The following is a 23,260-nucleotide window of genomic DNA, read 5'->3' on the forward strand; positions in this document are numbered from 1 at the left end:
GCCCGATACTGGAGGGGATGGACTGGTTCACGGCGCCCGGCTACTGGCTCGGCCGGCTGGTCTTCCAGCGGGCCCTCGCCGGCGTGTACGTCTTCGCCTTCCTCGCGGCCGCCCTCCAGTTCCGGGCCCTGATCGGGGCGCACGGCATGCTGCCCGTGCCGCGCTACGTACGGTACGTGCCGTCCCGTCGCGCCCCGAGCCTGTTCCGGCTGCACTACTCGGACCGGCTCTTCGCCTGCTGCGCCTGGGCGGGGGCGGCGGTGGCCGCGGCCCTGGCCGCCGGGGCCGGGGACCTCGTCCCGCTGGCCGCGGCCATGGGGATGTGGGCGCTGCTGTGGCTGCTCTACCTGTCGATCGTGAACGTGGGCCAGACCTGGTACGCGTTCGGCTGGGAGTCGCTGCTGCTGGAGGTGGGATTCCTCGCGGTCTTCCTCGGCAACTCCCGGGTCGGACCGCCGGTGCTGGTGCTGTGGCTGCTGCGCTGGGTGGTCTTCCGGGTGGAGTTCGGCGCGGGGCTGATCAAGATGCGCGGGGACTCCTGCTGGCGCGATCTGACCTGCCTCTACCACCACCACGAGACGCAGCCCATGCCGGGGCCGCTCAGCTGGTTCTTCCACCATCTGCCGAAGCCCGTGCACCGGGTGGAGTGCGCCGCCAACCACGTGACGCAACTGGTGGTCCCCGTGCTCCTCTTCACTCCGCAGCCGGTGGCCTCGTACGCGGCCGGGATCATCGTGGCGACGCAGCTGTGGCTGGTGCTCTCGGGCAACTTCGCCTGGCTGAACTGGATCACCATCACGGTGGCCCTGTCGGCGGTCGACTTCACCGGGCTCGCGGGGGCGCCGCCGGCCGCCGCCTCGCGCCCGGCGCCGCTCTGGTTCGCGGTCCTGGTGTGCGCGGTGACCGCGCTGGTGCTGGTGCTGAGCCGGCATCCGGTGCTCAACATGGTCTCCAGGCGCCAGGTGATGAACCGCTCCTTCGACTCCCTGCACCTGGTCAACACCTACGGGGCCTTCGGCACGGTGGGCCGGATTCGGGACGAGGTGGTGGTCGAGGGGACGGCGGACCCGGTACCGCGGGAGGACGGGCAGTGGCGGGAGTACGGGTTCAAGGGCAAACCGGGTGATCTGCACTCCATTCCGCGCCAGTTCGCCCCGTACCACCTGCGGCTGGACTGGCTCATGTGGTTCGCGGCGCTCTCGCCCGGCTACGCGCGGGACTGGTTCGGGCCGTTCGTGGAGCGGCTGCTGGCGGGCGACCGGGACACGCTGCGGCTGCTGCGCCACAACCCCTTCCCCGACGCCCCGCCGCTCTACGTGAGGGCCCGGCTGTACCGCTACCGCTTCACCACCTGGCGGGAGCTGCGCGAGACGGGCGCCTGGTGGCACCGCACGCTGCTGCGCGAGTACCTGCCGCCCACCCGTCTCGCCGAGGCCTCCTGGTCAGAGCCCGAGTAGCGCGGCCTCCCGCTCGAACGCGAGCCCCTTGGTCGAGCGGTCCGGGCGCTGGGGCGCCTCGCCCCCGATCGAGGACAGCCAGGTCCAGGTGTCGGCCACCGTCTCCTCGACGGGGCGGCACACCAGGCCCGCCGCCAGGGCCTTGCCGACGTCGGCGCGGCACATGTGGTCGTGCGCCTCGCCCTCCGGGATCCATACGGGCAGTTCGGTCCAGGGCTCGATGCCGGCCGCCTCGATGGCGGCGGCGTCCGTCCAGCGGGGTTCGGCGACGCCCCCGGCCGCGGCGACGCAGGCGTCGAGGAAGCTGCCCATCGTGGCGTGGCCGGGCGGGGAGACCAGGTTGTAGGCGCCGCCGAGGCCGGCCTCGGCGGCGTCGAGGGTCCAGCGGGCGAGGTCGCGCACGTCGATGTACTGGATCGGCAGGTCGCGGGGGCCGGGCGCGAGGAACGGGCCACCGCGCGCGACGCGGTTCAGCCACCAGGGCAGCCGGCCGACGTTCTCGTACGGGCCGAGGATCAGGCCGGCGCGCACCAGCAGGGCGCGCTCCCCGAAGGCCGCCTCGGCGGCGAGCTCACCGCCCCGCTTGTCCTGCGGGTAGGCGACGGAGTCGGCATCGGGCGAGCCCTCCACGAGGGAGCCCTGCTCGTCGAGGCCCGCGGGGGCCGGGTAGGCGTACACGGAACGGGTGGAGACGTACGCGTACCGTCCCGCGCGGCCCGCGAGCAGCCGGGCGCTGTCGCGCACGGCGGTCGGGGCGCCGCTCCAGGTGTCGACGACCAGGTCCCACTCCCCCGCCGCGAGGGCGTCCAGGCCCCCGGGCGCGGTGCGGTCGCCGTGCAGGGCGGAGGTGCCCGGCGGCGGCGCGTGGTGGCCGCGGTGGAAGACGGTGACCTCCCAGCCCCGCGCCAGGGCGTCTTCGGTGATAGCGCGTCCGACGAACTCGGTACCGCCCAGCATCAGTAGTTTCATGCGAGCCAGCGTGCCGGGGCCGGGGGCCGGCCGGAAGTCTTGATCGCCGACAGCGATGACGCTCACGGCGTACGGCTCACGGGAACCTCTCCGCAGTCCCGGACGGTCGGCGCGGCGAGGGGCCGCTCACCGCAGCACCGCGCCCCCGTGGCCGGTCGGCTCGGGGGCGCGCGTGTCGGTCGTACTAGTCGATGCCGGGCAGGATGTGGGGCTCCGCCAGGTCGTCCTCGTAGCCGGCCAGTCGGATCGGGGCGGACCGGGCCCAGACTTCGAGGCTTCCGAGTTCCTCGGCGCGCGTGCGGAACCGCGCCCCCTGGTACGTCCTCGGCTTCTCCTCGGACTTCGTCGTCGTGTCTGTCACCGCGCACTCCTTTGTGTCGCGTAACCCGGCGGGCGAGCCGCGCGCCGGGCACAAGGGATAAAGGGTTTCCGGACGCGGTGGCGCCTTGGTGGAGCGTGGCCTGGATACGGCCGTTCTGTGCCACTCAGAGTACACATATGAGCGCGCCCCCGCTCGATGGATTGGCAAAATCCGCCCGACGGCTTGATTTCGCCGCGAGTTCAGGAAGTCGTACGCCGATGGGACCCGGTCGGGTGGTGTGCTCGACGCCGGTGGCACGGCTGGGGTACGGGCGGCGGAGGGAGCGACGGTGGCGGCGAGGTCCGGAGTGCCGGGGGTACCGAGGGTCGACAGCGTCGGGGAGCTGATGGAGCTGCTGCTCGCGTGTCGCGGTGCGTGGGACACGCCCGACCGCAGCGGAGACCCGGTCGATCTGCACGATCATGGGCTCCAGACTGCGGCACTGCTGCGCCGTTCGCATCCGTTCGACAAGGAGCTCCAAGTCGCCGGGCTCGTGCACGACCTGGGCCACCTGCTCTTCCCCGGTGACGACGCGGGACACGCCGACCACGCGGCGGAGGCGGTCCGTCCGCTGCTCGGCGACCGGGTGGCCCGGCTCGTGAGGCTGCACGTGCCGGCCAAGCGCTATCTGGCGGCCGTGGAGCCCGGCCGGGCGCTGTCCCCGCAGAGCGCGCTGACCCTGCGGGCGCAGGGCGGGCTCATGGACGAGGCGGAGGTCCGGGCCTTCGCGGCCGACCCCGACGCGGAAGCGGCGGTGACATTGCGCCAAGCGGATGACGCGGGCAAGGTCGTCGGGCTCGACGCGGGCGTGATGGAGGACTGGCGTCCGGTCCTGGAGCTGGTGGCGGCGCGGGCGTACGAGCGCACGCCGTGAGACGACCGTGCCCCGGCTCCCTCGAAGGAGCCGGGGCACGGGCGCGTGACGGGGGCGGGTCTACCAGTTGGCGGGCGCGTAGTCCTTGAGGAAGACGCCGTAGAGGTCCTCGCCGGCCTCGCCGCGCACGACCGGGTCGTAGACCCGGGCCGCGCCGTCGACCAGGTCGAGCGGGGCGTGGAAGCCCTCCTCGGCCAGGCGCAGCTTGTCGAAGTGCGGGCGCTCGTCCGTGATCCAGCCGGTGTCGACCGAGGTCATCAGGATGCCGTCGGCCTGGAACATCTCCTGGCCGCTGGTCCGCGTCACCATGTTCATCGCGGCCTTGGCGGCATTGGTGTTCGGGTGCCCCGCGCCCTTGTAGCCGCGACTGAACACGCCCTCCATCGCCGAGACGTTGACCACGTACGCGCGCCCGCTGGAGGCCTTGCGGGCGGCCTCGGCCATGGCCGGCCGGAGCGCGCTGATCAGGATGAACGGCGACGTGTAGTTGCACAGCTGGGTTTCGAGCAGCTCGACCGGGGTGATCTGGTCGATGGTCTGCACCCAGGTGTTGCTGTCGACGACGTCGGGCAGCAGGCCGCCCGCGTCGATGGCGGTGCCGTCGAGGTGCCGTTCGATGCTGGCGTTGCCCGCCACCAGGGCGAGGTCGGCGACCTTCTGCGCGTCGAGCCCGCTCACGCCGACGGGCAGGGCCGCCAGGCCGTCGACCGCGCCGGAGTTGAACGCGCCGATGACGTGGTGGGCGGGGAGCTCGCCGGCCGGCAGCGGGGCGCTCTCGCCCTCGACCAGCGCGGCGTACGCGGTGGGCAGGCGGCGCACGGTCTGCGTCGCGTTGTTGATCAGGATGTCGAGCGGACCGGCCGAGGCGACCTGGTCGGCGAGCGCCACGGCCTGGCCCGGGTCGCGCAGGTCGAGCCCGACGACCTCCAGGCGGTGCATCCACTCCGCCGAGTCGTCCATCGCCTTGAAGCGGCGGATGGCGTCCTTGGGGAAGCGGGTGGTGATCGTCGTGTGGGCGCCGTCGCGCAGCAGCCGCAGCGCGATGTACATGCCGATCTTGGCGCGGCCGCCGGTGAGCAGCGCGCGCTTGCCCGTGAGGTCGGCGCGGGCCTCGCGCTTGGCACGGTTGTGGCCGGCGCACGGCTGGCAGAGCTGGTGGTAGAAGTAGTCGACCTCGACGTAGCGCGTCTTGCAGATGTAGCAGGAGCGCGGGCGCTGGAGTATCCCGGCGATCCGGCCGGCCTCCGTGACGGAGGAGGGCAGGATGCCCTCGGTCTCGTCGTCGATGCGCTCGGCGGAGCCGGTCGCGGTCGCCTCGGTGACGGCCTTGTCGTTGGCGGTCTTCGCGGCGCGGCGCTCCTGGCGGCGGCGCTGCTTGACCGTGCGGTAGAGGCCCGCGGTGGCGCGGCGTACGGTGATGGCGTCGGGGTGGTCGACGTCGATCTTGTCGAGTTCCTCCAGGACGCTGAGGCAGAGCGCCAGCCGCTCGGGGTCGATGCCCGGCCCGTAGGCGTGGTCGTCCGCGCTCACGTGGTTGTCTTCGGTCACCGTCATGGCCGCTGCCGTTCCTTGCTCACTCGTCCGCGTCCGCCTGCTGCGGAAGTCCTCAAAACCGCTACTGTACGGATCCGACGCGCCCGGAACCAAACCCGTGGGGAGGCCTCTCACGCACCGCGACGGGGCGGTCACCGTGGGCGGCGTGCGGCGGGAATCCGCCGCCGGCCCCGTAATCCTTCTGGAGTATGCCTCGGGTATGACTGGTGACCACCTGTAGGGGGAGGAATAGGCCGCTGGGGTGGGGCATTGTGGAAATCATGAGTGCCCTTGCGCTGTCGGTCCTGCTCTGCCTGGTGTCCGCCGTCGCGTACGCGGGCGGCGCGATCGTCCAGGAACAGGTCGCGGCGAGCACCCCCGACCGCCCGTACGCGCCGCTGCGCCGGGCCGGCTGGTGGTGCGCGGTCGGGCTGAACGGCCTGGGCGCGCTGCTGCACGTGGTGGCCCTCGCGTACGGCCCGCTGAGCCTGGTCCAGCCGCTCGGTGCGCTGACCATCGTGTTCGCCCTGCCGATGGCGGCCCTCTTCGTACACCGCCGGGCGGGTGCGGCGGCCTGGCGCGGCGCGGTGCTGGCCACGGTGGGGCTGGCCGGGCTGCTGGCGCTGACCGGCGGGGACGGAGCCGCGGACCAGCCGCTGCCGGCTGCGGAGCGGTGGCTGCTGCTGATCGTGACCGGGACCGCGGTGGCCTCGCTGATGCTGGCGGCGCACCGGATGCACCGGGCGGACCGGCCGGTGCTGCGCAGCGTGCTGCTGGCGGTCGCGGCCGGTACTGCCTTCGGCATGGCCTCCGTGTTCACGAAGTCGGTGGCCGAGGAATTCGCCTTCGCCCCGGGCCCGCTCGGCTCGATGTGGCCGGATCTGGCGGCGATCGCCGCCCTGGCCTCGGCCGGGCTGCTGCTCTCCCAGGCCGCCTACCGGGGCGCGGGGCTGGCCGCTCCGCTGGCCACGCTGACCGTGGTCAATCCGGTGGTCGCGGCGGCGGTCGGCATCTCGCTCTTCGACGAGGGCTTCCGGTTCGGTGCGGCGGGCACCGCGGCGGCCCTGGCCAGCGGCGTGCTGGCGGCGACAGGCCTGATCCTGCTCGCGGTCGTGCCGCCGCACGTACGGGGGTCAGATGCCGCGGCCCCGTCAGATGCTGACGCCGCGGCCCCGGAGGTACTTCAGGGGGTCGATGTCGGAGCCGTAGCCGGGGGACGTGCGCATCTCGAAGTGGAGGTGCGGTCCGGTGGTGTTGCCGGTGGAGCCGGAGCGGCCGATCCGCTGCCCGCCGGAGACCTGCTGCCCGGCCTTGACCCCGAGCGCCGAGAGGTGGGCGTACTGGGAGTACCGGCCGTCGGCGTGCCGGATGACGACCTGGTAGCCGTACGCACCGGCCCAGCCGGCGGAGACGACGGAGCCGGGGCCGACGGCCTTGACGGAGGTTCCGGTGGCGACCGGGAAGTCGACGCCGGTGTGGTATCCGCTGGACCAGGACGAACCGGCCACGTGGTACGCGGTGCCGAGGGAGGCGTCCACGGGGGCGACGAAGCCGCCCGAGGCAGGCTGCTGCTGCGCTGAGGCGGGTGCGGGGGCGGGCTTCTCGGCCGGTTTCTCCGCCGGTTTCTCGGCGGGCTTCTGCGAGGGCTTCTGCGCGTTCGGCTCCACGGGCTTGACCGGCTCGGCGGTCCGCGGCGGCTTCTCTGGGTTCTGCGCGGGCGGCGCGGTCGGCGGGGCCGGTGCGGCGGTCACGCGCAGGGTGAGCCGCTGACCGGGGAAGATCAGGTTCGGATCGCTGCCCACGGTGGTCCGGTTGGTCTCGTACAGCGCCTGCCAGCCGCCCTCGACCTGCTGGCTGGTGGCGATCGCCGAGAGGGAGTCCCCGGGCGCGACCACGTACGGGTTGGGCAGGACCGAGGTGCCCGTCGGACGGGGCGTGGTGGCCGGCGGAGCGGCGGGCTTCGCCTCCTTGCGCTGCACCTGGACCTTCACGCCCTGGCCCTGACCCTGGTTCTGGCCCTGCGGGGAGACGGCGGCCGCGGGGCCGCCGCGCGAGAGCCCCGCCTGCTTCCCGCACACCGGCCAGGCCTGCGGGCCCTGCCCCTTGAGGACCTTCTCCGCGACCGCGATCTGCTGGTCCTTGGTGGCCTGGTCGGCGCGGGCGGCGTACGCGGTGCCGCCGAAGGCGCGCCACGTGCTCTGGCTGAACTGGAGCCCGCCGTAGTAGCCGTTCCCCGTGTTGATGTGCCAGTTGTTGGTGGACTCGCAGTCCGCGACCTTGTTCCAGGTGTCCACCGAGGCGGCCTGGGCGGTTCCGGCGCCGATCAGAGGGAGCGCGAGCCCTGCGCCACCGGCGGTGACGACGAGCGAGGCGCGGTTGATGCTGCTCGGCACGTACCGGCGGTGCCGGCCCCGTACACCCATGGGAGCCCCCATTGAAGACATCAGGAACCGCACAACCTAACGGCGGGATCAGGGCATGACAAGGGGCGCAACAGGGCGCACGCCGGGGGAAGTTGACATTCTTTCGCATGGCGGGACGGCTTTGTCCGTTCCGGCCCCTGTAGCGTCGCTCCCACCCGCACATCGAAGCACTCAGGAGCGCATGCATGAGCAGCACCGCCCAGATCGGCGTCACCGGGCTCGCGGTGATGGGGAGCAACCTCGCCCGGAACTTCGCCCGCAACGGCTTCACGGTCGCCGTCCACAACCGCACGGCCGCGAAGACCACCGCCCTGGTGGAGGAGTTCGGGCACGAGGGTTCCTTCGTCGCCACCGAGTCCGCGAAGGAGTTCGTGGACGCGCTGGAGCGACCGCGCCGTCTGATCATCATGGTGAAGGCCGGTGAGCCGACCGACGCCGTGATCCACGAGTTCGCCCCGCTGCTGGAGCCGGGCGACGTCATCATCGACGGCGGCAACGCCCATTTCGAGGACACCCGGCGGCGCGAGAAGGAGCTGCGCGAGCAGGGCATCCACTTCGTGGGAGCGGGCATCTCCGGCGGTGAGGAGGGCGCGCTGCTCGGCCCGAGCATCATGCCGGGCGGCTCCGCCGAGTCGTACCGGTCGCTCGGTCCGATGCTGGAGAAGATCTCGGCGAAGGCCAAGGACGGTACGCCGTGCGTCTCGCACGTCGGCCCCGACGGCGCCGGGCACTTCGTCAAGATGGTGCACAACGGCATCGAGTACGCCGACATGCAGCTGATCGCCGAGGCCTACCATCTGCTGCGCGATGTCGCCGGGTACTCCCCCGCGCGGATCGCGGAGACCTTCCGCGAGTGGAACCGGGGCCGGCTGGACTCGTACCTGATCGAGATCACGGCGGAGGTGCTCGCCCACACCGACGCCGAGACCGGGCTCCCGTTCGTCGACGTCGTGGCCGACGCGGCCGAGCAGAAGGGCACCGGCCGCTGGACCGTGCAGATCGCGCTGGACCTGGGCGTTCCGGTGTCGGGAATCGCGGAGGCCGTCTTCGCCCGTGCGGTTTCGGGCCACGCGGACCTGCGTAAGGCCGCGCGGGGGCTCGCGGGCCCGACGGCCGCGCCGCTGTCGGCGGAGGCGGCCGACGCGTTCGCCGCCCGGGTGGAGCAGGCCCTGTACGCCTCGAAGATCGTCTCGTACACGCAGGGCTTCCACCAGATCCAGGCGGGCAGCGAGGAGTACGGCTGGGGCGTGGACCTGGGCGCGGTGTCCTCGCTGTGGCGGGGCGGCTGCATCATCCGCGCGGCGTTCCTGGACCGGATCCGTACGGCCTACGACGCGCAGCCGGACCTGCCGAGCCTGCTGGCGGACCCGGGCTTCGCGCAGGAGATCGGCGAGGCCCAGGACGACTGGCGGGCCGTGCTGGTGGCCGCGGTGTCGCAGGGCATCCCGGTGCCGGCCTTCTCCGCCTCGCTCGCGTACTACGACGCGCTGCGCGCGGAGCGGCTCCCGGCGGCCCTGACCCAGGGCCAGCGCGACTTCTTCGGGGCGCACACCTACCGGCGCACCGACAGGGAGGGCACGTTCCACACCCTCTGGAGCGGCGACCGCTCCGAGGTCCGTACGGCCTAGCCGGCGGGCGTCCTGCCGCTCAGGGGCCCGGGCTGCGGGATCGGCGCGGGCCCCGGCGGCGGCGGGATCGGATCGGGCTCGGGCACCGGCCCCGGTACCGGGGGCACGGGCCGCGGAACCGGCTCGGGATCCGGGAAGGGCCGGGGGCCGGGCCCGGGCGGCGGAATCGGATCCGGCTCGGGCACGGGCGGCTCCGTCATCTCTGCGTTTCGCACCATGACTCCCACCTTCCCCGCATCCGCCCGGGTACGCCCTCCGTACGCCCGATGCGCGGGCCGGTCGAGCCCCCGTGCGGGGTCACGGACGAACGGGGCCCCGGCGGGCCGCCTGGACGGCGGCGGCCAGACCGGGGGGCGGGCTGGCCAGGATCGGGACGGACGTACCGGCCAGGAGGGCGGCGTCGGCCATCGAGGCCTGGGCCAGGACCATGACGTCCGCCTCCGTGACGCGGTCCGCCGCCCCGGCCACGAGGGCGAGGTAGCCCGCGGTGTCGGCCGCCTCGAAGCGGGACCAGGCTTCCGCGATCAGGTGCGTGGTGACCGACACCGGGCGGCCGGCCCGGTCGGCCTCCTCCCTCAGCAGGGCGACCGTCGGGGCCAGCGTGGACTCCACGGTGGCGAGCACCGCGATGCGCGGGCCCGTACGGACGGCCTGCGCGGCCATCGGCCGGTCCACCCGCAGGACCGGGACGCCGAGCTCCGGCGCCAGGGACTCCGCGACGGCGCCGATGGTGGAGCAGGTCACGAGGACCGGCCCGACGGAGCCGGCCAGCAGGGCCCGCAGGCCCGGAGCCGCCGCGTCCGGACCCTGCGCACGGGCCCGGTCGAGCAGCTCCGGCGCCACGAGGTGGCGCAGTACGGCCCCGGGGTGGTCCCGGTCCCGCAGGGCGTCGAACACCGGCACGTGGACCGGCGAGGTGTGCAGCAGGGTCAGGCGCGTCACCACAGGTCGGGGCTGGCGGCCAGCTGGGCCTTGGCCGCCGCGACCACCTCGGCCGGCGCCTCGGGCGCCTGCTCGGGGTGGCGTCCGGCCCAGGCGGCCGCGTACGGGCACAGCGGAACCACGGGAACCCCCTCGGCGGCGGCGATCCCGTAGAAGGACTTCACCAGGTCCCCGGCGATCCCCCGGCCCTCGTGCCCGGGCTCGACGATGGTGTGCACCGCCACGAGGGCGTGGGGCCGCGCGTCGAGCACGAAGTACGCGATGAGCCCGACCACCTCACCGGACTCGACGGCGAGCAGCCGCCCCGCCTCGCGGTCGTCCTTGAACTCGATGGCCCCGGCCTCGGTCTGCGACATGGTCCCCGACTCCCCTCAGACAGCCACCGCGTGGGGGCTGCGCTCCTGGTCCGTTCCCGGTACCGGGGCGGACGGATCCGCGCCCAGTTCGATGATGCGATTGTCCGCGTCGACGTGGACGACGCGCGGCTTCAACACCCTTGCCTCGGCGTCCTCGACCTGTGCGTAACTGATGAGGATGACGAGGTCCCCGGGGTGCACGAGGTGTGCGGCGGCGCCGTTGATCCCGATGACGCCGGAACCGCGCTCGCCCTCGATCACGTACGTCTCCAGGCGCGCCCCGTTGGTGACGTCCACGATGTGGACGAGCTCCCCGGGCAGCAGATCCGCCGCGTCGAGGAGATCGGCGTCGATGGTCACGGAGCCGACGTAGTGCAGATCGGCCTGGGTGACGGTGGCCCGGTGGATCTTGGACTTGAACATGGTACGAAGCATGCGAAAACTCCCGATATGTCTGCTCCCTGCCTGCTTCACGCAGGTCAAGGGCGGTGCCGGCAGCCTACAACCGTTCACAAGTTCGGTCAGCCCTCCCCAAGTCTTTCAGCCCGGCGGCAGGTTCCGGGCTTCGGCACCCGTCCGGCCTTACGCACGAGCCGGGGTGCCTGCAGGGCGGAGTTCGCGCTCCGCGGCCAGCTCCTTGGCGAGTGCCTCACGGAGTTCCGCGTAGGTCGGGGCGAGCCGCCGCAGCCCCGCCTCCAGAGCGGCGTCGTCCTCGGTGATCAGCGGGAGCTGCAGGGCGCCGAGGATCCGGGCCTGCCGGGTCAGCACCTCGGCCGGACCGGCGCATCCCAGCCCCGCCAGGCAGACGGCCGCGTCGGACAGGCGCCGCGCCCCGGCCCGTACGGAGAACCGCGCCATCACGCCCCGGATGCCCTCGTCGAGCCCCTGGGCCACCAGATCGGCGAGTCGCTCCAGAGCGGCACCGCCGCCGAGCGATGCGGGGGACATGCCGGCGGCCCCGCTCTCGCACGCCTCCAGCAGCCGCAATGCCCGTGGCAGCGAGGCACGCACGGCCTGCGCCGGAGTGACGTCGCGGGTGCGGATGAACCGGGACCGCAGGACGAACGGCCGTTCCACGTAGCTGATTTCCTCGGCGCGCCATGCCGCCAGGAAGTCGGACATCGGCAGCGTCGCCCACGGGTGGCCGTGCGGATCGTGGAAGACGACGACGTCCGTGTCGACCTCCACGACCAGCACGTAGTGGTCGGCGCCGACCGCGGTGCCGGAGCCGGGCTCCTGCCACAGCAGGCCCATCTCCAACGGGCCCACCAGGACCGGTCCTTCGGCCGCGGCGGCCCGGAGCCGGGTCTCCGCATCGGCGGCCGTGTCGCCGTCACTGCGCCGGCAGTCGAACCCGAGGAGGTCCAGCGCCGCGGTGAGCCCGAGCCCGACCGCCGGCGTCCGGGAGGCAGGCCCTGGGCCCATCGTGGGCATTCGTGAGCGCTCATGGGCAGGACCGCGCTGACCTGCTCCGATACCCGGATGTCAGAGGCCGGACGCGAGGGGTCCGCGGGCGGGGTGCGGGGCGGCTCCGGCGGGGCTCGACCCAGGCTGCACATGTGGTGACTCAGAGCGATAATCGGAACAGTACGCAGTGAGTCGTTCCGCGGATCGGGAAGTGGGGCGCAGTGATGCACGACCCGGTGTTCCACGATGCCTCCGGCGTGGTTGCGGAACCGGGTGAGGAGACGTACGCCCTGCTCGACGCGCACGGGGTGGTCATCGGGTGGGGGCCGGGGGCCGAGCGGCTGCTGGGCTACACCGCCCGGGAGGTGCACGGGCTGCGCGGGGCCGATCTGCTGCTCGCGCGCTCCGGGCCGGGGCACGCGGTGCTGCGGCACCGCAGCGGGCGCCAGGTCGAGGTGGCGCTCCACGCGCGGCCCATGATGTCCACCGCCGGGGAGCGGCAGTGGCTGGTCCAGGCGACCGACACCGACGCCACGCGGCGGCGCGAGCTCAGCGAGGCCCTGATCAGGGGGCTGTTCACCGAGTCCCCTTTCCTCATCGACGTCTTCGACACGCAGCTGCGCTTCATCGCGCAGAACGACGCCCTGCGGCGCGGCGCGGGCTTCGCGAACGAGGAGTTCGTCGGGCGCACGATGTCCGAGGTGGCCCCGCCCGACCTGCTGGACATGGCGGCCCTCGAAGCGCGCCAGCGCCATGTCCTGGAGACCGGTGAGGCCTTGGTGCAGACCGAGGTGCGCGGCCTGCTGCGCGGCGATCCCGACCGGCAGCACGTCTGGTCCGAGACCATCCTCCCGCTGCGCAGCAGCTCCGGCGAGTTGATCGCGCTCGCGCACACCGTGGCCGACGTGACCGAACGGGCCCGGGCGCGGGAGCGGTTGGCGCTGGTCAACGACGCGAGCACGCGCATCGGCACCACCCTGGACGTGCTGCGCACGGCCCAGGAGCTCGTCGACGTGGCCGTACCGGAGTTCGCCGACCACGCCTACGTCGACCTGCCCGCCCTGGTCTTCGGCGGCGAGGAGCCGCTCGTCGGCCCGGTGGGCGAGAGCGTGACCCTGCTGCGCGCCGCGACCTCCTCCGCGCCCGGGATCCCGGTGAAGGCGGCGGTGGCGACGGGCGATCCCGACCCTTTCACCACCGGGCCGGGTTCGCTGTTCACCCGGGCCATGGCCGGCGGCGAACCCCTGCTGCTGACCGGCGAGGAGCTGATCGCGGAGCTCGCCCCGGTCGACCCGGCGCAGGCCGAGCGGGTCCGTGCGTACGGGGTCCACTCCTGGCTGCTCGTACCGATGTCCGCCCGCGGCGCGGTGCTCGGCGCCGCCGTCTTCGTACGCCACTCCCGCGCCCACGGGTTCGAACCGGACGACGTGCTGCTGGCCGAGGACATCTCGACCCGCGCGGCCGTGTGCATCGACAACGCGAGCCGCTACACGCGCGAGCGGACCGCGGCCCTGGCCCTGCGGCGCAGCCTGCTGCCCCAACGGCTGCCGGTGCTCGGCGCGTTGGAGGCCGTGACCCGCTACCTGCCCGCGCACGGCCAGGCCGAGCTGGGCGGGGCCTGGTACGACGTGATCCCGCTGTCGGGGGCGCGGGTGGCGCTGGTGGCGGGCGACGCGCACGGGCACGGTCTGAACGCCGCCGTGACCATGGGCAGGCTGCGCACGGCGGTGCGGACCCTCGCGGACCTCGACCTCTCCCCCGACGAGCTGCTCTCGTACATGGACGACCAGATCCACCGGTTCGTGGACGAGCACGGCGACGAGGAGGCCGGCGGGCGGCGGGGCGGCGCGGCCGGGACGACCTGCGCGTACGCCGTCTTCGACCCGATCACGCGGCAGCTGGAGGTCGCCTGCGCGGGCCATCCGCCGCCCGTGCTCGCGCCGGTGGGCGGGCGGCCGGCCATCGTGCCCCTGCCCGCCGGTCCGCCGCTCGGCCTCGGCGGATCGCCGTTCGAGGGCGCCGAGATGACGCTGAACGACGGGGACGTCCTGGTGCTCTACAGCCACGGCCTGGTCGCGGCCCCCGACCGGGAGGTGGACCTCGGCCTCGAACGCCTCCCGGAGGCGCTCGCGGGCATCGCGCTCACCCCGCCGGACGGACTCGACCAGGCCTGCGACGCGGTGATCGGCCGGCTGCTCCCGGTACTGCCGCAGAACGACGTGGCGGTGCTCATGGTGCGCCTGCACGAGCTGCCGGCCGAGCACCACATCACATGGGACCTGCCGGCGGAGCCCGAGGTCGTGGCCCGCGCCCGTACGCTCGCGACGCGGCAACTGGCCGTATGGGGCCTGGAGGAGCTGGAGTTCACCACGGAGCTGGTGGTCAGCGAACTGGTCACCAACGCCATCCGGTACGGCAGCGAGCCGATCCAGCTGCGGATGATCCGCGACCGCGAGCTGATCTGCGAGGTCTCGGACGGCAGCAGCACCTCCCCGCACGTCCGGCGCGCGGAGGAGACCGACGAGGGTGGGCGCGGGCTGTTCATGGTGGCGCAGCTGGCCCAGCTGTGGGGCACCCGCTACCACGCCCGCGGCAAGACCATCTGGGCCGAACAGCCCTTCCCCGAGGGGTTCCCGGAGGAGGCCGGAGCCTCCTCCGGGAAGGGCTGAGCCCGGCGCGTGCTACCCGGCCGGGGCCTGCCGGTACGCCGCCTCCGGCACGGGGGCGTAGCCCGTGGGCCGGGCGGTGAACGTGCCCCGGCCCTGGGTGCGGCTGCGCAGCCGGGACGCGTAGCCGAAGAGCTCGGCCAGCGGCACGGTGGCGGTGACCGCCGTGGTCCCGGCCCGCGCGGCCGAGCCCGAGACCCGTCCGCGCCGGGCCGCGAGATCTCCCAGCACCCCGCCGACGGCGTCGTCGGGTACGGTCACCACGACCTCGGCCACCGGTTCCAGCAGCTCCATCGCGGCGGCGCGCAGGGCCTCGCGCAGCGCGAACCTGCCCGCGGCCCGGAACGCCATCTCCGAGGAGTCCTTCGAGTGCGTGGCCCCGTCGGTCAGCGTCACCCGCAGTCCGGTCACCGGATGACCGCCGAGGGGCCCCTCGGCGAGCGCGTCCCGGCAGCCCGCCTCGACGGCGCGGGCGTACTCCTGGGGCACCCGGCCGCCGACGACGGCCGTCCGGAACTCGAAGACGCCCTCGCCGGCCCGTTCCGCGCCCGTCGCCAACGGCTCGACGTCGAGGACCACGTGGGCGAACTGGCCCGCGCCGCCGTCCTGTTTGACGTGCCGGTACACGAGACCCGACACCCCGCGCACGACGGTCTCCCGGTACGCCACCCGGGGGCGGCCCACGGCGATCCGCAGTCCGTGGCTGCGGCGGATCTTCTCCACCGCCACCTCCAGGTGCAGTTCGCCCATCCCCGACAGGACCGTCTGGCCCGTCTCGGGGTCCGTCCGCACCACCAGCGACGGATCCTCCTCGACCAGCCTGGCCAGCGCCGCGGACAGGCGGCCCGTCTCGGCGCTGCCGCCCGCCTCGACCGCCACGGACACCACGGGTGCGGCGGCCTTGGGCGGTTCGAGGACGAGCGGCGCCCCGGGGGCGCACAGCGTGGACCCGGCGCGGGTGCCCTTGAGCCCGACGACGGCGACGATGTCCCCGGCCACGGCCCGGTCCGCCTCGGCGTGCCGGTCCGCCTGGACGCGCAGGATCCGTCCGATGCGCTCGGTCCGGCCGGTGGCCGAGTCCAGCACGGTGTCCCCCTTCCTCATCGTTCCCGAATAGATCCGCAGGCAGGTCAGCCGGCCGGTCGCCGTCGCGTTCACCTTGAAGGCGAGCGCGGCGAACGGCGCCGCCGGGTCGGCGGCCCGTTCCTCCACCGCGGCGCCCCGGGTTCCCCGTACCGGCGGCATGTCCGCAGGCGAGGGGAGGTACGAGACGACCGCGTCGAGCAGCGGCTCGATCCCGCGGTTGCGGTAGGCCGAGCCGCAGAGGACGACGACGCCCTCACCGCCGCGCGTCAGGTCGCGCAGGGCGGCCGTCAGCGTGGTGGCGGACAGCTCCGAGGTGGCGCAGTACTCCTCCAGGGCGGCCGGGTGGAGTTCCGCCACCCGCTCCTCCAGCAGCCGTCGGCGGGCGCGCGCCTCCTCGTAGAGGGCTTCGGGTACGGGACCCGACGTGAACGAGTCCGGCTCCTCGCCCCAGACCAGTGCGCGCATGTGCACGAGGTCCACCGTCCCGCGGAAGCCGTCCTCCTGCCCGATGGGCAGCTGGACGACCAGCGCGGCGACGTGCAGCCGCTCCTGTACGGACGCGACCGCCCGGTCGAGGTCGGCTCCGACGCGGTCCATCTTGTTGACGAACACGAGGCGCGGCACGCCGTGGCGGTCGGCCTGCCGCCATACCGATTCGCTCTGCGGTTCGACGCCCGCGACGGCGTCGAACACCGCGACCGCACCGTCGAGTACGCGCAGGGAACGTTCCACTTCGTCGGAGAAGTCGACGTGTCCCGGTGTGTCGATCAGGTTGACGTGGTGGCCGTCCCACGTACAGCTGACGGCTGCGGCGAAGATCGTGATGCCTCGGTCGCGCTCCTGGGGGTCGTAGTCGGTGACGGTCGTGCCGTTGTGGACCTCGCCGCGTTTGTGGGTGGCCCCGGTGGCGTAGAGGATCCGCTCGGTGACGGTGGTCTTGCCGGCGTCGACGTGCGCGAGGATGCCGAGGTTGCGGACGGTGGTCGAGGTGTGCGGGTGGGTGCGCATGGCCCGGGTCTTTCCGGTCGGTCGAGAAGAGGGCGGCGCGAATTCCGGACGAAGGAGGATGTGCCCGGGCACACGAGGGGCCGGGGCGGACGAGGGCGCGGCCGTGCTCGCCCGGGCGTACGCGAACGTACTGGGGAGGGAGGTCGTGCCGTGTCGTGTCGTGTCAGTCGTCGCGGACATCCGATGGCGGCCGCGCAGCCGTCATCGGGAGGACGGAGACACCAGGATCACGTCGTACCGGGACCGGGGAGCGAACACGGCGATGCGGTGACACACGGCCCGGCTCCCCTCTCGTCGGCTGAGTGCGCACCACGTCCCGTGGCGGCACGGGAGCGAGTCTAGGGACACGGCAGCGGCCCGGCACCGCAATTAATCGCGGTGCCGGGCCGGACGCCTCCTCAGGACGCGGCGGGACCGGGGGAGTCGTGCCCGCCCGCGTGGGAGGAGCCGGGTGAGGCGCCGCGCGTGGGGTCCTGGGACATGTCGTGAGGCATGTCCTGGGGCATGTCGTGGGGCATGTCGTGGGGCATGTCCTGCGGGGAGCCGCCGTGACCGGAGACGGTTTCGATGGTTCCGCCGAGGCGGGTGTGGGCGCCGGCCAGGGCCTCGGCGGAGGCCGCCGTGATGACCCAGGTGGGGCCGACGAGGTACGTACCCCCGTACATCTGGGCCTCGTTCAGCCAGGTGCGGCGGCCCTGCTCGCTGGTGAAGGTGGCCATCCGGAAGCCCTCCTGGCCCGAACCGCACGCCCCCTCTCGCAGTTCTTCCGCGTCGACCGTCGTCTCCGGCGTACAGCCGAGGGCGGCGCCGATCTCCTGGAGCGGGGCGGGGCGGGCGGTCGAGGCCGGGGCCGGGGCGGACGAGCCGTCGGCCGGTCGCTGACCGGCCGCCGCCCGGTCGGAGCAGCCTCCGCACAGCAGCGTCGCGAGCAGCACGGCGGCAGCGGCGGCGGCGGAAGCGGCGTGACGCGGTGGACGGGGCATGGCTGACTGCCTCACAGGGTTCGGGGCCGGGGTTGCGTCGGAGGGGGGTGGAAGGCTCGCTACGCCGTCGGCGGTACCTTCTTGCCCTCGGCGGTGACCGCGAACCAGAGCCCCTGCTTGTTGTGCCCGTTGGCCTGGCCGGGTTCGGTGTCCCCGGTGAAGGTGTAGACCGGCCAGCAGTCGATCGTGAGCTGTTCGCTGCCGTCGGGCCGCTTCACCGATCCGACCAGCTTGCCGGCGATTCCCTCGGCTTTCGCCTTGTCGATGGCGGCGGCGGGCTTCCACGTGTCCAGGCAGGCCCCGAGGCAGCCGAACTTCATCGGCCACGCACTGTCCTTGTCGAATCGGTAGAGCGTGCGCCACTGGCCGTCCACCAGTATCTTGCCGAGCTTTTCATTGTCGGCGACGGAGAGTTCCGCGCCCGACTTCATGTTCATGCCCGCGGCCCCCGCCCCCATTTCCATTCCGCTACCGGTATTGCCGTCCGCCTTCTGTTTCTTGTCGACCGCCTTCTTGCCGTCCGGCGCCAGTGCGTGCCAGGTGCCTCCGACGCCCTCGCCCTTCGCCTCGCCCGCCTTCGTGTCCTTCGCGTAGCGGTACACGGGCCAGCCGCCGAGGGTCAGCTGCTTGCTGCCGTCGGTCCGGTCGACGGAGCCGATCAGGGCCGCGTCGATGCCGGCGGCGGCCGAGGCGTCGTCGGCCGGTACGGCCGGCCACACCGTGGCGCAGTCCCCGTCGCAGTTCGACTTGGGCGGCTGCGGGGTGTCCTTGTCGAAGCGGTAGAGGGCCATCCCGGCGCTGTCGGTGACCACGCTGCCCACGCTCGCGATGTCGCGCACGGACAGCTGCCCGGCCGACGCCGCCTTGCCGGAGCCCGATCCGACGTCCGAGCCCGAACCGGAGCCGGCGCCGGCGACGCCCGCCCCGTAGCCGCCCGCTCCGTAGCCCGTGTCGTACGCGCCTCCGAGGGCCTTGCCCGCGCCCGCCGGCTGTACGGAATTCGTGTTGCGTGCGGCGCCATTGTCGCTGCTGCCGCAACCTGCCGCCAGCAGCAGAACCGCGGCCACCGATCCGACCGTTGAGATACGACGCGTCTTGTTCACGATCACTCCTTCGGGTTGAACCCGGGGGGTTCGTCTACTGCCTTATTCATAAGGCCTGACGGGTTCACCGAATTCGAATGGGCGGGAATTTATCAGATCGCGCTAACCCGTGAACTCCCGCCACCGGCGGCCGTTTACCGCCGGCTCATTCCTGAATGCGCAGCGCGAGCGCGGGGCAGCGCCGCACGGCGCGGAGCGCCATCGGCCGCAGCCTTCCGGGGACGGACATGACGGCCTCGGCCGGATAGCCGTCCCGGTCCAGCCGCACCACGTCGGGCAGCACGTCCACGCAGAGCCCGTGACCCTTGCACAGCGTCCAGTCCACGACGAGCCGTTCGGGGTTCTCGTCCTCCGGCAGGGGCAGCGCGCCGAGCACGCGGCGTCCGCAGCCGCTGCCCAGGGCGTGGTCGCGCATCTCGTCGGGGAAGACGGCGAGCGCCGAGGCCATGAACGCCGAGGTGCCGTCCGGATGGCTGCACGCACCGCGCCGCAGCACTCCCCGCATCCGCGCCTCCACCGCCTCCAGGGCCGGCCGGCCTCCCCCCGCCACCAGAGCCTCCACGGCATCGGCGAGCGAGGGCAGGCCTCTGACGCACGGGCCGCACTGGCCGGCGGTCTCGTCCGCCATCCAGCGCATCACGCGGGCCACTTCGCCGGCCGGGCAGGTGTCCTCGGGCAGCGGCAGGACCGCACCCGCACCGAGCGTGGCCTTGAGCGAGGAGAGCGACTCCCGGGAGAGCAGGGCGGTCCGCGCCGCCGCCGGCGTCAGCCATTTGCCGTGGTACCCGCCGACCAGGACGCCCTGGCCCGGGGAGGAGCCGCACAGCTCCAGGACGTACGCCAGGGAGGTCCCGAGGGGCGCCTCGACCACCGTCGAGCCGCTGATCGTCAGCATGACGGTGCCCGGCTCGCTCTCGAGGCCGACCGAGCGGAATCCCGTCACCCCGATCCTGGCGGCGATGGCGAGCTGGGCGTACGTCTCGGTGTTGGACAGCAGGGTCGGCAGTCCGCTCAGACCCCGCTCGCTGGTCCGGACCTTCTGCCCGTTGGGGATCGCGGCCCCTCCGTTGAGGCCGTTCACGAGCGAGGTCCCCTCTCCCGAGACGAAGCGCTCGGGAAGCCGGCCGACGCGCAGGCGGCTGCCGGCCACGCCGCGCTCGGCGACGGCGGCCCGCAGGGACTGCTCCACGTCGTCCCTGGTCACCCCGATGGCAACCTCCTCGGCGCCGATCGCGTCGGCCGCCAGCAGGGCTCCGTCGAGCACCAGGTGCGGGGAGTGCAGCAGCATGGCGGCGTCCTTGAGGCAGCTCGGCTCCCCCTCGGTGCCGTTCACCACGACGGCGGTCCGCCCCTCCTTGGTCCGGGCGGACCGGATGACCGCCTTGAGCTTGCGGGCGAACGGAAAACCCGCTCCCCCGCGGCCCCGCAGGTCGATGCCCTCGGCGAGCTCCACGAGATCGCCCGCGGTGTACTGCGGCAACGGGCCGTGCACCACGGAGTGATCGGCGCGGTCGAGCCGGGGCAGCACGTCGAGTCCGGCCAGCAGCCTGGGCTGGCCGACGCACCCGAGTGCGGGATCGACGATCGAGGTCACTGACGGCCCCGCATCCCGTCGTACGACCCGCCGGGCCGGTCCGTTCCGGGCCCGGCCGCGATGCCGCTGGGGATGACCACGGTGTCGTACGTGTCGGCGCCGTACGCGCCGCTGCCGTACGACGGTGCGTACGGCGTCGCACCGTACGGCGGGAGGACCTCGGTCGTGGGCTCCAGGGCCTGCCGGGGGGAGGGCACGAAGGGACTCCTCGCCGGTGCGGCGGGCGGATCCGGCTGCGGGGCGACCGAACGCCGGTCCGACTGCCGGGCCAGCCGCGCCGTCAGCCGCTCGGCGGCCCATTCCGCGGGCTGCCGTACGAACCGCTGCGGCGGCCTCTTGGGCCGCGGCGGCGCGCCTTGAGGAGTGGCCGCGGACACGGCGACCGGCCTTACGGGCGCGGCGCGCAGCCTCGCCCGCAGCCGCACGGCGAGCACGCCGGCCACCCCGAGCAGGCACAGGGCGTACGAGACGGTCACCCACGCGCTGGCGGGGCGGCCGGCCTTGAGGCCGTGCACCAGGGACGCGCCCCACGCCGGGTACGCGCCGAAGTGCAGGGCCCGCCACCACAGGGAGCGGCCCTTGGTCGCGAAGGCGCTGCGAACGGCGCCGGAAATCGCCGTGGAGACGAATACGTATCCGGCCAGGGTGCCCAGGCCGATGAGGAACGGCTGGTCCTGGTCCGTGAACGGCAGGAAGGCGGAGGTGATGCCCGTCTGCGACTCGGCGACCTTGACCCATATGTGCAGGAGCAGGAAGCCCAGCCCCGCGACGGCGAGGCCGCGGTGTGCCGCCTGGGCGACCAGCCGGTGCCCGGAGGTGAGCACCGTACGGTCCGTGGCCGCGAGGCCCCACAGGACGGCAGAGGTGAGCGAGACGAGCGAGAGGACGCCCGCCCCGAAGTCCAGGAAGTCCCAGAAGTGGCTCAGGGCGCCCGCCCGGGCCGCCACGGACAGGGCGAGCAGGCCCGTGAGGGCGGCGAGGACGAGGGTGGCGGGACGCACGCCTCCGGCCGGGGACAGCAGGGGCGGCCGCCGCACGGCCCGCCGGCCGGCGGCCGCGGCAACGGCCTCGCCGGCATGGCGTCTGGTGCGGCGCGCCCGGTGTGAGCGGGGCGCACGGGCTGGGGACAGGGGCATGTAGTTCTCCCATACGCCCAGGCCCGAGGCACTCCACGCGCACTCGGCGCCCGGGGTGGTCGACGGAACTGCTCCGCGGCGGGCGGGAGATGAGGTCCGCCGACCGGGAGCTGGGGCCGGAGTGCAGAAGCATCGTGGACCTTCGCAACGCCTCCACAGTATTTATCTAATCGTGACAAGTTCTGGCGCGCGTGGCATCGTCACACCGGACAGCCCCGGAAGATTCCCTTCCAACGGTGCGGTGGCAACAAGAGTTACGCCTTGTCCGCCATCACACCTCCCCGTCGGCAAAGCTCAGGCAAAGCCGCGGGACTGCAAGTGGATGGCACTCTCCTGGAGGGTGTACGAGGTGCTCGACTCCCCCGTCCGCACTGGCGCAGAGGGGGGAGGAAGGCGACCTCGACAGGCTTGTCACCCTCCCACGGGGCAGGCCGTACCCCGGCATGAACGAGGTAACAATGTGCGAACTTCTGAACCGCATCTGGGCCCGTCCCCGAGGCGAATGGACCCGGGTCGTGCGCAGGGAACTCCCCGCGCTGACCGCCGGGATGGTGGAGGAGCTGAGGGAGGAGCTCCCCGGGTTCTCCGCCCTCGTCGACGACCTTGACGAGGAGGTGGTCAGACAGCGGCTCGAAGTGGCCCTGCTCACCGCCCTCGGGTACCGCGAACCCGCGCCTCAGCAGAAGAGCAAGGTGACGGAACACGCCCACCCCGACGAGGAAGAGGAAGAGGAGGACTACGCCGCCGAGCACGAGCACCCGGACCAGGAAGAGGAGGAGGGCGAGGACGATGAGCACCGCGGTCCGCCGACCGGCATCCGGGTCCCCCGCCAGCGAGGGCAGTTGTCCCCCCTGACGGTCGTCCCCCGCGACGGTCTCGGGACCCGCTCCGAACGCGCGAGGCGTGAGCTCTTCTCCGCCCTCACAAGTGACATGCCCATGGCTGAAATCGCGCTCTCCGAGCTGGCTTCGGCGGCCGGCTGGCCGCTCCCGGCCGAGATACGCGCCATCGCCCTCGCCACCCCCGGCGAGACCCAGCAGCTCGCGGCCGTCCTGGACGACGGACTCGCCGGCATGGTCGGCGGCCAGCCCTGCCTGCTGGTCCCGAGCCCGGACCCGGAGACCCGGGCTTCCCTGGAGGCCCTGCTGCGCGGCCGGTTCGCCGCCGTGGGCCACCCCGTCGCCCCCCGCGAAACCGCTTCCTCCCTGCGGTGGGCCCTGCGACTGCTGTCCCTGACCCCCAACCGGCCCGGCCTGGAGGCGCGCGCCCTCTTCGTCGACGACCACCTCTCCACCCTCATGCTGCTCCAGGACGAGCCCCTGGCGCACGCACTGGCCGCACGCTGGCTGCGGCCGCTGGCCAACCTGACCCCCCGCCAGAGCGAACGGCTCGAAGTCACCCTGCTGGCCTGGCTGGAGGGCGGCGGCGCCCCCGAGGCCGCGAAGGCGCTGAGCGTCCACCCCCAGACCGTGCGCTACCGCATGCGGCAGCTCGAAAAGCTCTTCGGACCCGGCCTGCGCGATCCGCGGACCCGGTTCGAGCTCGAAATGGCCCTGCGCAGCCGCCGCCTGATGGCGCAGGTGCGCCGCCAGAACTCGCGGATCGGCCGCAAGGTGCGCGTCGCGACCACCGACTTCCGGCCGCTGGGCGTCGGGCGCATGGCCCGCGTCAACGGCCTGTAGCCCTCCCCCGGCCCCGACCCGCATTCCCCCGCCCCCTACCCTCCCCCCGTAG

At 73.2% G+C, this 23,260-nt stretch carries 18 protein-coding genes and 1 pseudogene; 6 read left to right on the plus strand and 13 right to left on the minus strand.

The genetic code is table 11. The annotated features are described in order from the left end of the window. The first annotated feature begins 17 nt into the window (after positions 1 to 17). Positions 18 to 1,457, plus strand: coding sequence for a lipase maturation factor family protein (locus ACFYXV_RS07385; protein ID WP_389382269.1), 1,440 nt, complete (start codon positions 18 to 20; stop codon positions 1,455 to 1,457). Here the strand turns inward: ACFYXV_RS07385 and ACFYXV_RS07390 are convergent. Both ACFYXV_RS07390 and ACFYXV_RS07395 read right to left on the minus strand, forming a co-directional pair. Continuing rightward, positions 1,443 to 2,426 carry an NAD-dependent epimerase/dehydratase family protein gene (locus ACFYXV_RS07390; RefSeq protein ID WP_385465532.1) on the minus strand — a complete coding sequence of 328 codons (984 nt, stop codon included), beginning with the start codon at positions 2,424 to 2,426 and terminating at the stop codon, positions 1,443 to 1,445. The genes ACFYXV_RS07385 and ACFYXV_RS07390 overlap by 15 nt on opposite strands. Before the next feature lie 184 nt (positions 2,427 to 2,610). Then, positions 2,611 to 2,787 carry a hypothetical protein gene (locus tag ACFYXV_RS07395; RefSeq protein WP_383338682.1) on the minus strand — a complete coding sequence of 59 codons (177 nt, stop codon included), beginning with the start codon at positions 2,785 to 2,787 and terminating at the stop codon, positions 2,611 to 2,613. Between the two features lie 346 nt (positions 2,788 to 3,133). Here ACFYXV_RS07395 and ACFYXV_RS07400 point away from each other — a divergent pair, with 346 nt between their 5' ends. Beyond that, positions 3,134 to 3,661 carry an HD domain-containing protein gene (locus ACFYXV_RS07400; protein ID WP_389382466.1) on the plus strand — a complete coding sequence of 176 codons (528 nt, stop codon included), beginning with the start codon at positions 3,134 to 3,136 and terminating at the stop codon, positions 3,659 to 3,661. Positions 3,662 to 3,721: 60 nt separating this feature from the next. Here ACFYXV_RS07400 and ACFYXV_RS07405 read toward each other — a convergent pair whose 3' ends face one another. Next, positions 3,722 to 5,215, minus strand: coding sequence for an SDR family NAD(P)-dependent oxidoreductase (locus tag ACFYXV_RS07405; protein WP_383338680.1), 1,494 nt, complete (start codon positions 5,213 to 5,215; stop codon positions 3,722 to 3,724). Between the two features lie 260 nt (positions 5,216 to 5,475). Here ACFYXV_RS07405 and ACFYXV_RS07410 point away from each other — a divergent pair. After that, positions 5,476 to 6,213, plus strand: a pseudogene (locus tag ACFYXV_RS07410) (DMT family transporter); the annotation flags it as partial. Between the two features lie 132 nt (positions 6,214 to 6,345). On the opposite strand, the gene ACFYXV_RS07415 reads toward ACFYXV_RS07410, so the two are convergent. Continuing rightward, positions 6,346 to 7,617, minus strand: coding sequence for a transglycosylase family protein (locus ACFYXV_RS07415; protein ID WP_389382270.1), 1,272 nt, complete (start codon positions 7,615 to 7,617; stop codon positions 6,346 to 6,348). A gap of 185 nt (positions 7,618 to 7,802) precedes the next feature. On the opposite strand from ACFYXV_RS07415, the gene gndA reads away from it, so the two are divergent. After that, the gene (gene gndA / locus ACFYXV_RS07420; protein ID WP_385465540.1) at positions 7,803 to 9,245 is read left to right on the plus strand and encodes an NADP-dependent phosphogluconate dehydrogenase; all 1,443 of its coding nucleotides are present in this window, start codon (positions 7,803 to 7,805) and stop codon (positions 9,243 to 9,245) included. Positions 9,246 to 9,542: 297 nt separating this feature from the next. Here gndA and ACFYXV_RS07425 read toward each other — a convergent pair whose 3' ends face one another. The 4 genes from ACFYXV_RS07425 to ACFYXV_RS07440 form a co-directional block, all read right to left on the minus strand. Further along, complete coding sequence (locus ACFYXV_RS07425) at positions 9,543 to 10,190, minus strand: arylsulfatase (protein ID WP_389382272.1); 648 nt, start codon at positions 10,188 to 10,190, stop codon at positions 9,543 to 9,545. Next, a complete protein-coding gene (locus ACFYXV_RS07430) occupies positions 10,184 to 10,543 on the minus strand; it encodes a GNAT family N-acetyltransferase (protein ID WP_383338672.1) in 360 nt (119 codons plus the stop codon). Before ACFYXV_RS07430 ends, ACFYXV_RS07425 begins: the two co-directional genes overlap by 7 nt. Before the next feature lie 15 nt (positions 10,544 to 10,558). Then, positions 10,559 to 10,978, minus strand: coding sequence for an aspartate 1-decarboxylase (gene panD, locus ACFYXV_RS07435; RefSeq protein ID WP_385465546.1), 420 nt, complete (start codon positions 10,976 to 10,978; stop codon positions 10,559 to 10,561). Between the two features lie 147 nt (positions 10,979 to 11,125). Next, positions 11,126 to 11,968: a hypothetical protein gene (locus ACFYXV_RS07440; RefSeq protein ID WP_389382274.1), complete on the minus strand. Its 843-nt coding sequence runs from the start codon at positions 11,966 to 11,968 to the stop codon at positions 11,126 to 11,128. Positions 11,969 to 12,207: 239 nt separating this feature from the next. Between ACFYXV_RS07440 and ACFYXV_RS07445 the strand changes: the two genes are divergently transcribed. Continuing rightward, on the plus strand, positions 12,208 to 14,619 hold the full coding sequence (locus ACFYXV_RS07445) for a SpoIIE family protein phosphatase (protein ID WP_385465572.1): 2,412 nt from the start codon (positions 12,208 to 12,210) through the stop codon (positions 14,617 to 14,619). Between the two features lie 12 nt (positions 14,620 to 14,631). Here ACFYXV_RS07445 and fusA read toward each other — a convergent pair whose 3' ends face one another. From fusA to ACFYXV_RS07470, 5 genes are all read right to left on the minus strand, one after another. Continuing rightward, positions 14,632 to 16,710, minus strand: a complete 2,079-nt coding sequence (gene fusA / locus ACFYXV_RS07450) for an elongation factor G (RefSeq protein WP_385465575.1) — start codon at positions 16,708 to 16,710, stop codon at positions 14,632 to 14,634. Positions 16,711 to 17,108: 398 nt separating this feature from the next. Further along, positions 17,109 to 17,693 carry a hypothetical protein gene (locus tag ACFYXV_RS07455; RefSeq protein ID WP_389382276.1) on the minus strand — a complete coding sequence of 195 codons (585 nt, stop codon included), beginning with the start codon at positions 17,691 to 17,693 and terminating at the stop codon, positions 17,109 to 17,111. A 59-nt stretch (positions 17,694 to 17,752) separates the two neighbouring features. Beyond that, positions 17,753 to 18,796 (minus strand): SCO0930 family lipoprotein, encoded by a 1,044-nt coding sequence (locus tag ACFYXV_RS07460; protein ID WP_389382277.1) that lies wholly within the window; start codon positions 18,794 to 18,796, stop codon positions 17,753 to 17,755. 145 nt (positions 18,797 to 18,941) lie between these two features. Continuing rightward, entirely contained in the window at positions 18,942 to 20,390 is a 1,449-nt protein-coding gene (locus ACFYXV_RS07465) for an NADH-ubiquinone oxidoreductase-F iron-sulfur binding region domain-containing protein (RefSeq protein ID WP_383338662.1), read from the minus strand. Then, positions 20,387 to 21,526, minus strand: coding sequence for a hypothetical protein (locus ACFYXV_RS07470; protein WP_385465585.1), 1,140 nt, complete (start codon positions 21,524 to 21,526; stop codon positions 20,387 to 20,389). Before ACFYXV_RS07470 ends, ACFYXV_RS07465 begins: the two co-directional genes overlap by 4 nt. 458 nt (positions 21,527 to 21,984) lie before the next feature. Between ACFYXV_RS07470 and ACFYXV_RS07475 the strand changes: the two genes are divergently transcribed. Further along, on the plus strand, positions 21,985 to 23,208 hold the full coding sequence (locus ACFYXV_RS07475) for a PucR family transcriptional regulator (RefSeq protein WP_389382279.1): 1,224 nt from the start codon (positions 21,985 to 21,987) through the stop codon (positions 23,206 to 23,208). The last annotated feature ends 52 nt before the right edge of the window (positions 23,209 to 23,260 follow it).

The sequence above is a fragment of the Streptomyces sp. NPDC002181 genome (assembly GCF_042890485.1).
Taxonomy (GTDB): domain Bacteria; phylum Actinomycetota; class Actinomycetes; order Streptomycetales; family Streptomycetaceae; genus Streptomyces.

Excerpts from the sequence above, each read along its gene's own strand:
- ACFYXV_RS07405 (WP_383338680.1), bottom strand. The coding sequence starts at position 5,215 with ATGACGGTGACCGAAGACAACCACGTGAGCGCGGACGACCACGCCTAC.
- ACFYXV_RS07470 (WP_385465585.1), bottom strand. The coding sequence starts at position 21,526 with ATGCCCCTGTCCCCAGCCCGTGCGCCCCGCTCACACCGGGCGCGCCGC.
- ACFYXV_RS07455 (WP_389382276.1), bottom strand. The coding sequence starts at position 17,693 with ATGCCCCGTCCACCGCGTCACGCCGCTTCCGCCGCCGCCGCTGCCGCC.
- fusA (WP_385465575.1), bottom strand. The coding sequence starts at position 16,710 with ATGCGCACCCACCCGCACACCTCGACCACCGTCCGCAACCTCGGCATC.
- ACFYXV_RS07390 (WP_385465532.1), bottom strand. The coding sequence starts at position 2,426 with ATGAAACTACTGATGCTGGGCGGTACCGAGTTCGTCGGACGCGCTATC.
- ACFYXV_RS07400 (WP_389382466.1), top strand. The coding sequence starts at position 3,134 with ATGGAGCTGCTGCTCGCGTGTCGCGGTGCGTGGGACACGCCCGACCGC.
- ACFYXV_RS07440 (WP_389382274.1), bottom strand. The coding sequence starts at position 11,968 with ATGGGCCCAGGGCCTGCCTCCCGGACGCCGGCGGTCGGGCTCGGGCTC.
- panD (WP_385465546.1), bottom strand. The coding sequence starts at position 10,978 with ATGCTTCGTACCATGTTCAAGTCCAAGATCCACCGGGCCACCGTCACC.
- ACFYXV_RS07430 (WP_383338672.1), bottom strand. The coding sequence starts at position 10,543 with ATGTCGCAGACCGAGGCCGGGGCCATCGAGTTCAAGGACGACCGCGAG.
- ACFYXV_RS07475 (WP_389382279.1), top strand. The coding sequence starts at position 21,985 with ATGTGCGAACTTCTGAACCGCATCTGGGCCCGTCCCCGAGGCGAATGG.
- ACFYXV_RS07415 (WP_389382270.1), bottom strand. The coding sequence starts at position 7,617 with ATGGGTGTACGGGGCCGGCACCGCCGGTACGTGCCGAGCAGCATCAAC.
- gndA (WP_385465540.1), top strand. The coding sequence starts at position 7,803 with ATGAGCAGCACCGCCCAGATCGGCGTCACCGGGCTCGCGGTGATGGGG.
- ACFYXV_RS07385 (WP_389382269.1), top strand. The coding sequence starts at position 18 with ATGGACTGGTTCACGGCGCCCGGCTACTGGCTCGGCCGGCTGGTCTTC.